The sequence below is a fragment of the Natronomonas marina genome, assembly GCF_024298905.1.
GTDB lineage: Archaea > Halobacteriota > Halobacteria > Halobacteriales > Haloarculaceae > Natronomonas > Natronomonas marina.
This window is the reverse complement of the sequence record NZ_CP101154.1, coordinates 2,154,101-2,167,367: the sequence shown is the minus strand read 5'-3', so window position 1 is coordinate 2,167,367 and position 13,267 is coordinate 2,154,101. Positions and strand designations below refer to the sequence as shown.

The following is a 13,267-nucleotide window of genomic DNA, read 5'->3' as shown; positions in this document are numbered from 1 at the left end:
CAAAATAAACTACCCGTCAGTACACGGTTATTGTTGTAAACAGCGACGTAGGATGCTGCAAACGTCGTTAGGAAAAGTTGGCCTTTTATGCTTCCAGTCTAACTATAGCGTATGGACTTCGAACTATCGGAGGAACAGCAGCAACTGAAAAGCGAGGTGCAGCGGTTCGCCGAAAACGAGATCCTGCCGGTCGCCAAGGAGTACGACCGCGAGGAGAAGTACCCCTGGGAGGTCGTCGACAAGGCTGCCGAGATGGGACTGCTCGGTCCGCAGATTCCCTTCGACTACGGTGGCGCCGGCTACGACGTCCTCGACACCGCCATCGTCGTCGAGGAACTGTTCGCCGCCGACCCCGGCATCGGTCTCTGTCTCTCCTCGACCGGGTTCGGGAGCGAGGCCATCATCGAGTTCGGCACCGAGGAGCAGAAAGAGGAGTACCTCGAACCGATCGCCACCGGTGACGCCATCATGGGCGCCGCCATCTCCGAGCCCGACACCGGATCCGACGTTTCGAGCGTCAGCACGCGCGCCGAGAAGGACGGCGACGAGTGGGTCATCAACGGCAACAAGATGTGGATCACCAACGGCTCCGTCGGTGACTACTTCGTCGTCCTCTGCAAGACCGACCCCGACGCCGAGGGCCGCTACAACGGCTTCAGCCAGATCATCGTCGAGTCCGACCGCGACGGCTTCGAGGCCGACAAGATCACCGGCAAACTCGGCATTCGCGCCTCGGACACCGCCGAACTCATCCTCGACGACGTGCGCGTGCCCGAGGAGAACCTCGTCGGCACCGAGGGCATGGGCTTCCTCCAGCAGATGCAGTTCTTCGACGAGACCCGAACCGCCGTCGCCGCCCAGGGCGTCGGCATCGCCAAGGGCGCCGCCGAGCGCGCGCTGGAGTACGCCCAGCAGCGCGAGCAGTTCGGCCAGCCCATCGGCGACTTCCAGGCCATCCAGCACAAACTCGCCGACATGCACACCGAGACCGAGGCCGCCCGCCAGCTGACCTACAAGTCCGCCTGGTCCGTCGACCACGCCGACGGCCAGCTGACCAAACTCGCGTCGATGGCCAAGGAGTTCGCCTCCCGCATCGCCGTCGACGCGGCAAACGAGGCCGTCCAGATTCACGGCGGCTCCGGCTACGTCGACGACTTCGACGTCGAACGGTTCTACCGCGACGCCAAGATCACCCAGATCTACGAGGGCACCACCGAGATCCAGAAGATGATCATCGCCCGCGAGCTGCAGGGCAAGGGCTTCTAAACACCCACTTTTTACTCCCTCGGGGTCGCGCTCCGCGCGACCCACTCGGTCGCAAAAACTTGGGGAAAAACTCCTGCCGGCTACTCGGCCTCCGGCCTCGTCGCCGGGGGAACCGCTCGGCGCGCTCCGCGCGCCTCGCGGATGCTTGCTAGATTCGATTACCTCACCGTTTCGATCAGTGAATCGTCGCGCCCTCGCCAATTTTCGTCTGGTAGGCGCGGGCGTCGACCTCCTCGTCCTCGAATGCGTCTATCATCGCGCCGGCGATTGCTCGACGGTCCCGCTCGCGGCAGGCCGCGAGGACGGCCGGACCCGCGCCCGAGATGGTGACGCCCGTCGCGCCGGCGTCGAAGGCCGCCTCCCGGACCGCGTCGTAGCCCGTGATGAGTTCGGCGCGGGCCGGCGTGACGACGCCGCCCTCCATGCCCGTGCCGACGAGGGTGGGGTCGTCGCGGGCCATCCCGACCGCCAGCGTCGCGGCGCTACCGACCACGCCGACGAGCTGGTCCATCGTGGCCCCGTCCGGCACCACCTCGCGTGCGTCCCGCGTCGAGACGACGATCTCGGGCAGACACGCAACGAGCGGAATCGAGGCGTCGACGGCCGTGACGCCGTCCTCGCGGGCGATGGTGAACCCGCCCATGATGGAGGGCGCGACGTTGTCGGCGTGGGCCGCCCCGGAGACGACGGCCTCCCCCTCGGCGGCGATGGGGACCAGTTCCTCCCGCGTCAGACCGCGGCCGTACAGTTCGTTGAGACCGACCGCGGCGGCCGCCGCGGATGCAGCCGACGACCCCAGTCCCGAGGCCGGGCGCACGCCCTTGTCTATCTCGATGCGGGCGGGCGCGTCCAGCGCCTCCGCGACGGCGCCGACGGTGTTCTTCTCGGGGTCCTCCGGGATGTACTGGCTGCCGGCGCCGGTCACCTCGATGGTGGTGCGATCGGCCCGTTCGAGACGAACCACGTCCGCGGGCCGGTCCAGGGCCGCCCCGAAGACGTCGAACCCGCTGCCGAGGTTCGCGCTCGTCGCGGGGGCCCGGACGGTGAGCATACCCGACGTTCCGGGACAGCGGGCAAAAAGGTAGCGACCCCGCGGCCGTCCGGCCCGACAAAGTGTGCCCGCATCAGTGCCCTGCTGGCGGGAGACGACCCGCCGTGGGCGCCCCGGAACGCTGACGACCCGAAAGGCCCTTTCCGTCCGGGGCTGACCACCCCACATGATCGGTATCGTCGGGGGCGGCCTCGCCGGGCTTGCGGCCGCCTATCGGCTCCAGACGGCGGGCCACGAGGTCACCGTTTTCGAGGCCGGCGACCGGGTCGGCGGTCTCGCGGCCAGTTACGAGACCCGCGGCGACCGAATCGAGAAGTTCTACCACCACCTCTCGAAGTCCGAGGAGACCATCGTCGAGTTGGCCGAGGACCTGGGATTGGGCGACCGAATCGAGTGGCGAATCGGCGAGAACGCCTACTACGTCGACGGCGTCGCCCACCCGCTGGACACGCCGTGGGAAATCGCGGCCTACCCCTACCTGTCGGTGTACGACAAGTTCCGGCTGACGATGCTGACGCTGGGAATCGACGTCCGCGGCGGCGTCCCCCGCCGGGACACCTACGAGAACCTCGAGGAGTTCGAGGACGTCCCGATCAAGGACTTCTTGCTGGAACACACGACCCGGGGCGTCTACGAGTACTTCTTCGAGCCGTTGCTCGACGCCAAATTCGGCAGTCGGAAGGAGGACGTCTCGGCGGCGTGGCTGCTCGGCCGCGTCAAGTTCCGCGGCGAGCGTGACCTGCTCCGCGGGGAGGTGCTGGGCTACCTCGAGGGCGGTTTCGGCGTCCTGCTGGACGCGCTCGTCGAGGCCGTCGGCCGCGAGAACGTCGTCACGGAGGCTCCCGTGACCGACATCGGCTTCGAGGGGGACGGCGAGCGGGCGGGGGTCGAGTCCCTGACCGTCGAGCGGGAGGGGAGCGCCGAAACGCATGAGGTCGACGCCGTCGTCGTGGCGACGATGCCGGACGTCCTGGAGGCGCTGACCGGCTACGAGTGCGACATCGACTTCCAGGGCTCGGTGTGTGCGGTCGTCTCGATAGAGGAGCGGCTGATGGACACCTACTGGCTCAACGTCGCCGACGATGCTCCCTTCGGCGCGCTCATCGAGCACACCAACTTCGTCCCGCCGGAGCGGTACGGCGGCGAACACCTCCTGTACGTCGCCAGTTACGTCCAGGACCCCGCCGAGCAGTTGTGGCAGCTCGACGACGAGGCCGTCGAGAAGCTGTGGCTCGACGGCGTCGAGGACATGTTCCCCGACTTCGACCGCGAGACCGTCAACTGGATCCGGATCGGCCGGAATCCCAAGACGGCACCCGTCTACGAACGGGGCTACCTCGAGATGGTCGTCCCGTACGACCTCGGGGAGGCGGTCGCGCCCGGCGTCTACTACGCGGGGATGGCCTCGCGGGCCCAGTACCCCGAGCGGAGCCTCGACGGAGCCATCGAGGCCGGCTACGCCGCGGCCGACCGCCTCGTCGAGTCGAGTCACTGAAATCCAGTTCAGTAAACTCGGTTACAGAAATGTTCTTCAGATTATACTTATGTCGATACGGCCCGTGCGTCTACGTGTATGAGAGAGCCACAACGCACCCGCGCTCCGGTCCCGTCCGCCGTCCGCTACGCCGTCGTCGCCGCCGCCGTTCTCGGCGGCTTCTTCACGCTGCTGGTGGCCGCCGCACACCCGGTTGCCGTCTCGGCCGCCGTCGGCGGCGTCGTCGTCGGGTCCCTGGCCGGGCGCGCGAGGTCCCGCGTCGAATCGTACGCCCGCGGCCTCGCCGACGCCGGTGAGGAGCCCGCCGAACCGCGACCCGACCTCGCTTAGGCCTGGGCGTCCTCGTCGACGCCGGGCGCCTCGGTCGGGTCGACGTCGTCCGGTTCCGCCGTCCCGCCGACGACCGTCTCGCCCGTCTCGGTCTCGACGTAGACGTCGTCGGCGAAGCCCGCGATGGCGTTCTCGTACTCGGCCCGCTCCAGTTTCTCCGGCGTCTCGGGTGCGTCGGCGATTCCGTCGGCCGGCCGGAACGCCCCGAGGGAGTCGTCGATGGTGATGTCGTGTTCGACGAAGAACGACTCGTAGCGGCGGTAGTGGTCCTCGAGTTCGCCGCCCGGAATCTCCATCATCTCGGTCCAGCCGTGGACGAAGAAGTCGAAGTTGGCCTGGACGTGCGTGATCTCGCGGGCCTCGGCCTCGGTGTAGCCCGCCTGCAGTGCCGCGACGTAGGTGTCCATCGTGGCGTCGAAGAACTCGTCGAGGTGCTCGCGTCGCTCTTCGCGGCGTTCCTCGTCGGCCTTCTCGAGGAAGATCTTCGTGTGCAGGTCGACCAGTTTGTCGTTGGCGATGTCGCCGAGGACGGGCGTCGTCAGGGCCTTCTTCGCGGCCCAGTGGCGGACGTTCTGGCGTATCTTCATGCCCGCAACTGGGGTCCTCGGAGACTTCAACCTCTCGGAGCCGGAATGTCGGCGGCGGTCGCGGGTCGCGGAGGTCGGACGGTTTCGGGGGCCGGGGGGCGCCCCGCCGTCCCGTGAGGAACCGCACATAGCAATTCACATTAGGCCGGGTGTCTTACCCGCGGTCATGTGTGCGTCGTACGTCATTATCGGTGACGGCATCGCCGGATCCTCGGCGGCGGAGACGCTCCGCGAGGCCGACCCGGATGCCGAGGTCACCGTCATCACGGAGGAGGGGGAGGCCCTCTACAATCGCATCCTCATAAAGGAGTTCGCGAAGGGCAAACTCCCGGCGGCACCGGTGTCGATTCACGACCCCGAGTGGTACGCCGACCGGGACATCGACCTCCAGTTGGACACCGTCGTCACTGGGGTCGACACCGACGCCCACGAGGTGTACACCCACGAGGGCGACGCCTACGAGTACGACAAACTCCTCCTGGCGGCCGGCGGGACGCCGACGCAGTTGCCGGTCGACAACAGCGACGCCGAGGGCGTCCACCACTTCTGGACCTTCGAGGACGCCCGCGCCATCAAGGACAGCGCCGAGAGCGCCGAGACGGGTGTCGTCGTCGGCGCGGGACTGCTCGGCATCGACCTCGCGGCCATCTGCGGCGCACAGGACGTCGAGGCCCACTACCTGATGCGCGGCAACGCCTGGTGGCGGTACGCCCTCTCCGAGGAGGGCGCCGAGATAATCCACGACGCGCTCCGGGAGAAGGGGGTCACGCCGGTGTTCGACTCGGGCGTCGACCACTTCGAGACGGACGAGGAGGGCCACGTCACCGCGGCCGTCGACCCCAACGGCGAGCGGTTCGAGGCCGACTTCGCCGGCGTCGCCATCGGCCTGAACTTCAACACCGAGTTCATCCGGGACACGGACATCGAGTGCGACAACGGCATCGTCGTCGACGAGTACATGCAGACGAGCGTCGAGGACGTCTACGCCGCCGGCGACATCACGCAGTTCCACGACGTCATCCTCGGCGAGCGCGCCCAGAACGGCGCCTGGGGGTCCGCCAAGGAGCAGGGCTCGGTCGCCGGTACCAACATGGCCGCCGACGGCGATGAAGAGGTCTTCGAGTGGGTCTCCTCGTACTCGATCACCCACTTCGATTTCCCATTCCTCTCCTTCGGCCACCCGACGCTCGGCGACGAGACCGTCGAGCGCAAGTACGACGAGGGAACCTGGCGGCGCGTCACCCTCAAGGACGGTCGCGTCATCGGCGGCGTCCTCATCGGGGACCTCTCGGCACAGTCGGCGCTGAAACAGCTCGCCCGGAGTCAAACCGACGTCTCCGGGCAGACGGACCGCCTGCTGGATGAGTCCATCGACGTCGAGGCGTTCCAGGAAGCGGCGGCCCCCGAGTGACTACCCGGCGAGTTCGCTGAACCGCTGTATCCCCTCGTCCGTGCCGGCCACGATGAGCGTGTCGCCGTCGTCGACGACGAAGTCGGCGTCGATGTCCGTTATCAGCTCGCCGTCGCGTTCGGCGGCCACGACCGTACAGCCGGTCCGTGCCCGGACGTCGGCCTCCGCCAGGCTCACGCCGTCCAGTTCGGCGACGGTCGTCCGGACGAGTTCGATCTGCAGGTCCGGCGTCAGCACCTGCTCTTCCAGCAGCGCCGAGGCGACCATCCGACCGGTCACCGTCGACAGCGCCAGGACGTAGTCGGCGCCGGCCCGGTACATCTTCGTGACGTTCTGGGCGTCCTCGACGCGGGCGACGACCTCGGTGTCCGGCGAGAGGTCGTCGATGACGAGCGTGGTGAACTCGGCGACGGTGTCGTCCGGCAGCGCCAGGACGGCCGACCGTGCGTCCTCGATGCCGGCCGCACGGAGCGTCTCCGGCTCCGTGGCGTCGCCGACCACGTCGACGCCGTCGCCGTCCTCGAGGTCGACGACGGTGTACTCGCAGTCGGCGTTCTCGAGGACGTCCGTGACGGTCCGGCCCACCTCGCCGTATCCCAGCACGACCACCTCGCCGCGCTCGACGCGTCTGACCGGCGACCGGGTGAGCGAGCGGAGTTCCGACAGCTGTGCGTTCTCGCCGGAAACGAGCAGCACGGTCCCGTCGGTGAGGGTATCGTCGGGGGAGACGGGACTCCGGAACTCCCCCTCGAACCACGCCCCGATGACGTTCGCGCCCGTCCGCTCGCGGATGCCGCTGTCGGCGAGCGTACTGCCGGCGAGACGGCTCCCGCGCTGGACGGCCAGTTCTGCGATCTCGAAGTCGTCGCCGATCTCGACGGCGTCGTCGAGGTTTGCGGTCACGGCGCTCGTCACCTTCGAGGCGAGGCTCTGTCCCAGGAGCGGCCGCGGGGAGACGACGATGTCGGCGCCGGCGAGCCGGTGGTACCGCTCTCTGTCGGGCTCCTCGACGACGCTTATCACCGTCACGTCGTCGGCGATTTCGCGGGCGGTCAGGACGATGCTCGTGTCCACCTCGTCGGAGACGTCGGCCACGAGCGCGCGGGCGTCCTCGAGACAGGCCCCCTCGAGGGCCTCGGCGTCCTCGGGGTCGGCGTTGACGACGGTGTAGCCGGCCTCGTACAGTTCCAGCGCCTGTTCGCGGTCCGGTTCGACGACGACGTAGTCGACGTCGCGGGACCGGAGTTCGCCGATGAGGCTCTCGGCGCGGGAGGTGTAGGTGCAGACGACGACGTGGTCCGAGAGCCCCTCGACGCTCGTCGGAACCGTCGTCGAGAGGGCGTCACCCAACAGCGGGAAGACGAAGACGGGAAGCGCCAGGAAGATGAGCGCGACGCCGGTGAGGTCCATGACGATGACCAGCAGGTTCATTCCGGGCGTCTCCCAGGGGGCGTCGGAGCCGAACCCGGTCGTGGTGAACGTCTCGACGACGACCTGCAGGGCGTGGAGGAACGTGGTGGGCTCGCCCTCCAGCACCCGCATCCCGTAGTAGTATGCGACGGCGTAGGCGAGCATCGTCCCGAGGAGCGCCGCCGAGTACAGCAGGGTCCGGCGCTGCCAGCTGTCCATACTGGGGCTGTCGGAACGGGACCTAAAGAGGCCATCCCTCCGTCGGCGTCGCAAGCGGCGTTCCGGCGGGTACCGCCGACGCCCCGGCGCTCAGATACCGTACAGCCAGACGATGCCGAGCGTCGTCACGGCGGTCAACAGCAACTGCAGCGGCGCGCCGACCCGGGCGAAGTCGGTGAACCGGTAGCCACCGGGGCCGTAGACCATCAGGTTCGTCTGGTAGCCGATGGGCGTCAGCATCGCCGTCGAGGCGGCGAACGTGACCGACAGCACGAACGCGAAGGGGTCGGCGCCAACCTGAATGGCGGCGTCGTAGGCCACCGGCACCATCAACACGACGCTCGCGTTGTTGCTGACGACGTTCGTCACGAGAGCGGTAAAGAGGTAGAAGGCTCCCAGCAGGGCGACGACGCCGAGGCTCGCACTTCCGGCGACCACGAGGTCAGCGAGCCAGGCGGCCGCGCCCGTCGCCTCCATTGCGACCCCCAGCGGGATGAGTCCCGCAAGCAGGAAGATCACGTTCCAGTCGACGGCGTCGTAGACCTCGTTGGGCTTCACGCAGCCGGTGACGACCATCCCGACGATGCCGCCGAGCGCGGAGATGGCGATGGGGGCGATGCCGAGCGCGGCGACGGCGACGACCGCGAGGACGATACCGACCGCGACCGGAATCCGCTCCGAGCGGAAGTCGGGCCGGACGAGTTCGCCGGCGACGACGAAGTTGCGGTCCCGGCCGAACCGCCCGGCGGTGTCCTCGGTGGCCTGGATGAGCAGCGTGTCGCCGGCCCGGAGCCGCCGCTCGTCCATCCGCTCGTGGATGACCCGGCGGCCGCGCCGGATGGCAAGCACCGACGCGTCGTACCGCTGGCGGAAGTTCAGCGACTCCAGCGTCTCGCCGATGAGGTTCGTGTCCGGCGTGAGGACGACCTCGACGAGACGCTGTTCCTCGTCGGCCGTCTCGATTTCGGCTGCGGTCTCCTCCTCGGCTGCCAGGACGTCGTCAGTCACCTCGGCGTCGGGCGCCAGGTCCAGCCCCTCGGCGTCCAGCAACTCGACGAGACTCTCGCGGTCGACCCGAAGGACCAGGATGTCGCCGGGACGGACCTCCTTGCGGTCCAGCGGCTCGTTGAACGCCCGCCCGCCGCGGATGAGCTGGACGATGTCGGCGTCGACCTTGACGTCCGCGAGGGCGATCTCGACCGACCGGCCGACCATCGGCGAGTCCTCCCGAACGACAGCCTCGGTGAGGTACTCGGTCATCCCGAACTCGTCGGTGAGGTCTTCGCCCGCAACGATGCGCTCGGGGAGGAGACGGGGACCGAACGCCAGCAGGTAGGCCGTCCCCGCCACCAGCACGAGGGCGCCCAGCGCCGTGAACTCGAACATCGAGAACGGCTCGGTCGCGGCACCGCCGATCCGGTCGTAGACGTCCGAGGCGAGGATGTTCGAGGAGGTGCCGATGAGCGTCAGCATGCCGCCCATCATCGAGGCGTACGACACCGGGATGAGGAGCTTCGAGGGGGAGATGCCGGTCCTGTCGGACAGTTCCGTCACCATCGGTATCATCACCGCCACGACGGGCGTGTTGTTGATGAAGCCGGCCGTTCCCCCCGCGAGACCGAGCACCGCCGCGAGCTGGCCGAACGGGCTGTCGCCGAACCGCTCGGCGATGGCCTTGCCGATCCGGTTGACGACGCCCGTCCGGCGGATGCCCTCCGAGAGGACGAACATCGCAAGCACCGTCACCGTCGCCGTCGAAGCGAAGCCCGAGAGACCGTCCGTGGGCGTGACGCCGGTCCACGGCTCCAGCACCACGAGCGCCACGAGAACCCCGACGGCGGTGATGTCGATGGGGACCGGCTCGGTCACGAACAGCACGAGCGCGGCGAGGATGACCCCGAAGACGACGAGCATGCCCGTCGTCAGTCCGGTGCCGGCGACCAGCGGGAGCACGTCGGTCGGTTCGCCCATCCGGCGCCTAAAGCTTCGGGTGGGAGCGGATTTCGAGCGGGTTCGTTCCGCCCACGAGTGGATACCGGTTCGGCTATCGCTCCTCGTCGAGGTCCCGCCTGGCGGCGCGTTCGGCCTCTCGGCGGCCCATCTCCTCGCGGCTTTCGTGTTCCTTCCTGACCAGCGAGTACAGCACGAGCGGCCCGACGAGCGCGAGGACGCCGACCAGAAGGAAGACGACGCCCTCCATCAGCCGAGGAAGACGTCGACGATGTCGCTGGAGCCGGCCGTGTCGTCGCGGTACAGCTCCGAGTACCCGCAGTTGCTACAGGAGACGACCTTGAAGCTGTTCGTCTGAATGTCGAACATCTTGCTCACACCGCCGCCGGTCGTCGAGATGGTACCGACCTCGGTTTCCGTGTGCCCGCACTTGTCGCAACCGCTCTCGGATTCGGGGACCATATCGGCGTTTCCGGCTCGTCCGTAATGTGTTTTCCCCCGTCGACGTGCTACGCCGGCCGGAACCGGTGGACCCCCTCCTCGGTCTCGGCGTCGAGGACGCCCTGGCGCCGCAGTCGTGCCAGCGCGCCGACCGACTCGAAGACGGTGTACTCCCGGCCGTCCAGTGTTCCGACCCGTTCGGCGGTCACCTCGTGGGCCGTCGCTACCCCGAGGGACTCCACGACGGCCCGACAGTCCGCGACGACCGAATCCAGCGACTCGCGGTCCCTGGCGACGGCCCCCGCGAGGTCCTCGAAGACCGGACCGTGGCCGGGATACACCCGCTCGACGTCGGGTTCGACCGAAGACAGCGCCGACAGCCCCTCGTAGAAGGCGTCTATCGACTCCGTGTGGCCCTCGTCGAAGCCGACGTGGAGCGCAGCCGGCCGGAACGGCTCGACCGCGGCGTCGCCGGCGAACAGCAGCCCGTCGGTCAGGAAGGCTGCCTGGTTCTCCTGGTGCCCCGGGACGTGGACCGCCTCGAAGACGGTGTCACCGGCAGAAAAACGCTCGCCGGGCGCCACTTCGACGTCGATTCGCTCGGGCGGCAGGCAGGCTCGGTTCCGCCGGAGCGAGTCGACCGCCCGGTCGACGTGGGCCTCGACGTCCGGGACGCCCGCCGCGGTCGCGTTCCGCCGAACCGTCGCCGCGAGGTCGTCGACGTCACGGGACAGGCGCGCTCGGACACCCACGGGCGCGTACACGGTCGGGTCGGCTGCGTCGAGCAGCGTTGCCGCCTGTCCCGCGTGGTCCGTGTGTGGGTGCGTGACGAGCAGGTGTTCGATCTCTTCGGGAGCGTACCCGGCGTCGGAGATTCCCGAAGCGAGGGCGTTCCACCCGGTCTCGCCGGGGGAGCCTGCGTCGACGAGGATCGGCTCCTCGGCCACCAGCAGGTACGCGAAGGCTGTTCCGGGCGGCCACTCGATGTCGAACTCGATGCGTTCGACCGTCCCGGCGTCCAGACGAGGTTCCATTCGGGCTTCCTTTTCGGCCGGCGAGCATAAACCGTGCGGCGGCAGCCGCCGGGACCTATATCGGCAGTTCGATGCGGTCCCGACGGCCGTCCAGCACGTCGAAGCGTTCGTTCCGCCGACGTTCGAGCCAGTAGAGCAGTCGCTCGGCCCACCGGAGCTTCCGGGACTTCTCGGCGCCGACCGTCGGGTCGTCGAAGTCCCAGCCGGCGAAGACGAGGCGATCGGCGCCGCTGGCGTCCGCCAGGAAGGCGGCCCGGTCGCCGTCGGTGAACCCGCCCGGATTGACGACCGGCGGTCGGGGTTCGGTCTGGGTCGTCGGCAGGACCGCGGCGGCGTCGAGGTCGGGAACCAGCCGCCGGATGCCCGCGACGTTGTCGCCGTGGGCGTGGACCGCCACGGGCGTCCCCGCGGCCGTCAACTCACGGGCCGAGTCGGGGTTCTTGTCGAGGTCCGTGACCATGCAGTCGACGGCGACGCCGGCCTCCCGGAGCACGTCGGCGGCCGTCGATGCGGCGACGACGCTGTCGGCCCGGCGAGCGACCGCCAGGTCCCCCGGAAGTGAGGGTCCAGCGCCACAGACGGCGACGGTTCCGCCCAGGTCCAGGTCCTCGACGCCGAGCGGCTCCGTTCCCTCCAGCGTCTCGTAGAGCGCGTCGCGTGCCCGCTCGTCGTCGGCCGCGTCGTAACCGAAATCCGCCAGTATCGCCTCGTAGACGGGTTTCCACTCCTCGTATAGCATTGCCACTACGGGGCGTGAAGACTGGGCCCCGAGGACACCAAGGTACCCCTACCCAGATGTGTCCTCCGGGCGTCCACCCGGTCTTTCCGGTCGCTCTGGTATAAGCTTTCTCGTCGCGCACGCCATCCGTCTGCCGGCCGTCAGACTACTCCACGTCGGTGCAGACGCTCTCTACGGCCCGAACCGCGGCGTCGGGTCCCCCCTCGACGATCCCCCGGAGCGACCGGAACTCGGCGGCGGTGCCCACCAACAACAGCGCCTCACCGACGTAGACGCCGATTCCGGCCCGTTCGCCCCGGCTGGCGACGTAATCTTCCGGGCCGGGCGGGAGGCGGAACTCGACGACGTGGGTGACGACGCTGTCCTCGCCGTCGCCGCCGACGCGGTCGAGGTGGCGGGCGAACTCGCGGTCGGTCCGCACGTCGAGTTCCTCGACGCCGACTTCGGGGTCGCGGAGCCGTTCGGTTCGAAACTCCTCGCCGACCAAGGCCGCGTCGCGGGTCTCGGCGACGTCGTGGGTCCGGACGACGTGGGCGCCCCGTTCGACGGCCATCGAGGTGGCCGCAAGCGAGACGGGCAGCGCCTCCTCGGTGTCCCGATCCGCTATCGTCCGCAGGAAGTTCTTCCGGTTGATCGAGACGAGTATCGGCCGGCCGTACCCGCGGAACTCCCGGAGTCTGTCGAAGGTCTCGCGGTCGTCGGCGATGGTCTTCGCCTCCGACCACCCGCCGAAGGCGGGGTCGACGATGGTCTTGTCCGTGAAGCCGTTCAGTTCCAGGGCGTCGTAGATGTCGTTCACGTCCTCGACGGCGCCGGGGCGTTCGAGGTCCGGCGGCGACGCCATCTTCGAGACGGCGACGTCGTACTCCGCACAGACGCGGGGCATCTCGGGGTCGGCGAAGCCGCAGATGTCGTTGACCATCTCGAAGCCGCGGTCCAGTGCGGCCTCGGCGACCTCGTGGTAGCGGGTCTCGATGGACCAGACGGCGTCGCCGGAGGTACTCTCCAGCGTCTCGACGGCCGTCTCCAGGCGGTCGAGTTCCCCCTCGGCCGACAGCACCTCGAAGCGCTTGTTGGCCGACTCCAGGCCGACGTCGACGATGTCGGCACCTTCCCCTATGAGCTCCCGGTCGACGTATTCGGCGGCCTCGCCGGGGTCGTCGAAGACGCTCGGGTCGTACGGGGACTCCGCCGAGACGTTCAGCACGCCCATGATTCGCGGCGGGTACTCGTCGCCGATGCCGAGTCCGGCGGCGTCTACCGTTCGCATACGCGGCGTTCGGGCGCCCGCGAGTAAAGCCGTCCGATACCGGCGACTGCGACCGTTTCGAGCC

At 68.6% G+C, this 13,267-nt stretch carries 13 protein-coding genes; 4 read left to right on the top strand and 9 right to left on the bottom strand.

What is annotated here, in order from left to right; genetic code table 11:
* The first annotated feature begins 111 nt into the window (after positions 1-111).
* Entirely contained in the window at positions 112-1,266 is a 1,155-nt protein-coding gene (locus NLF94_RS11665; RefSeq protein WP_254837799.1) for an acyl-CoA dehydrogenase family protein, read from the top strand.
* A gap of 175 nt (positions 1,267-1,441) precedes the next feature.
* Here the strand turns inward: NLF94_RS11665 and NLF94_RS11660 are convergent, their stop codons facing one another.
* Positions 1,442-2,317 (bottom strand): homoserine kinase, encoded by an 876-nt coding sequence (locus tag NLF94_RS11660; protein ID WP_254837798.1) that lies wholly within the window; start codon positions 2,315-2,317, stop codon positions 1,442-1,444.
* 166 nt (positions 2,318-2,483) lie between these two features.
* Here NLF94_RS11660 and NLF94_RS11655 point away from each other — a divergent pair, with 166 nt between their 5' ends.
* On the top strand, positions 2,484-3,812 hold the full coding sequence (locus NLF94_RS11655; protein ID WP_254837797.1) for an NAD(P)/FAD-dependent oxidoreductase: 1,329 nt from the start codon (positions 2,484-2,486) through the stop codon (positions 3,810-3,812).
* A 78-nt stretch (positions 3,813-3,890) separates the two neighbouring features.
* Positions 3,891-4,142 carry a hypothetical protein gene (locus tag NLF94_RS11650; RefSeq protein ID WP_254837796.1) on the top strand — a complete coding sequence of 84 codons (252 nt, stop codon included), beginning with the start codon at positions 3,891-3,893 and terminating at the stop codon, positions 4,140-4,142.
* On the opposite strand, the gene NLF94_RS11645 is transcribed toward NLF94_RS11650, so the two are convergent.
* Positions 4,139-4,729 (bottom strand): DUF6149 family protein, encoded by a 591-nt coding sequence (locus tag NLF94_RS11645; RefSeq protein WP_254837795.1) that lies wholly within the window; start codon positions 4,727-4,729, stop codon positions 4,139-4,141. The genes NLF94_RS11650 and NLF94_RS11645 overlap by 4 nt on opposite strands.
* A 166-nt stretch (positions 4,730-4,895) precedes the next feature.
* Here NLF94_RS11645 and NLF94_RS11640 point away from each other — a divergent pair, with 166 nt between their 5' ends.
* Complete coding sequence (locus NLF94_RS11640) at positions 4,896-6,140, top strand: NAD(P)/FAD-dependent oxidoreductase (protein ID WP_254837794.1); 1,245 nt, start codon at positions 4,896-4,898, stop codon at positions 6,138-6,140.
* Here the strand turns inward: NLF94_RS11640 and NLF94_RS11635 are convergent, their stop codons facing one another.
* The 7 genes from NLF94_RS11635 to NLF94_RS11605 all read right to left on the bottom strand — a co-directional run bounded on the left by NLF94_RS11635 (position 6,141) and on the right by NLF94_RS11605 (position 13,203).
* A complete protein-coding gene (locus tag NLF94_RS11635) occupies positions 6,141-7,769 on the bottom strand; it encodes a potassium channel family protein (RefSeq protein WP_254837793.1) in 1,629 nt (542 codons plus the stop codon). It lies immediately after the preceding gene.
* 90 nt (positions 7,770-7,859) lie between these two features.
* On the bottom strand, positions 7,860-9,722 hold the full coding sequence (locus tag NLF94_RS11630) for an SLC13 family permease (RefSeq protein ID WP_256558608.1): 1,863 nt from the start codon (positions 9,720-9,722) through the stop codon (positions 7,860-7,862).
* Between the two features lie 91 nt (positions 9,723-9,813).
* Complete coding sequence (locus NLF94_RS11625) at positions 9,814-9,969, bottom strand: DUF8143 family protein (protein ID WP_254837792.1); 156 nt, start codon at positions 9,967-9,969, stop codon at positions 9,814-9,816.
* On the bottom strand, positions 9,969-10,181 hold the full coding sequence (locus NLF94_RS11620; protein ID WP_254837791.1) for a zinc ribbon domain-containing protein: 213 nt from the start codon (positions 10,179-10,181) through the stop codon (positions 9,969-9,971). The genes NLF94_RS11625 and NLF94_RS11620 overlap by 1 nt, the downstream gene beginning before the upstream one ends.
* A gap of 47 nt (positions 10,182-10,228) precedes the next feature.
* Positions 10,229-11,194 carry an MBL fold metallo-hydrolase gene (locus NLF94_RS11615; protein WP_254837790.1) on the bottom strand — a complete coding sequence of 322 codons (966 nt, stop codon included), beginning with the start codon at positions 11,192-11,194 and terminating at the stop codon, positions 10,229-10,231.
* Positions 11,195-11,249: 55 nt separating this feature from the next.
* Positions 11,250-11,933 carry a 6-hydroxymethylpterin diphosphokinase MptE-like protein gene (locus NLF94_RS11610; RefSeq protein ID WP_254837789.1) on the bottom strand — a complete coding sequence of 228 codons (684 nt, stop codon included), beginning with the start codon at positions 11,931-11,933 and terminating at the stop codon, positions 11,250-11,252.
* Positions 11,934-12,078: 145 nt separating this feature from the next.
* Positions 12,079-13,203: a dihydropteroate synthase gene (locus tag NLF94_RS11605; RefSeq protein ID WP_254837788.1), complete on the bottom strand. Its 1,125-nt coding sequence runs from the start codon at positions 13,201-13,203 to the stop codon at positions 12,079-12,081.
* Positions 13,204-13,267 lie beyond the last annotated feature (64 nt).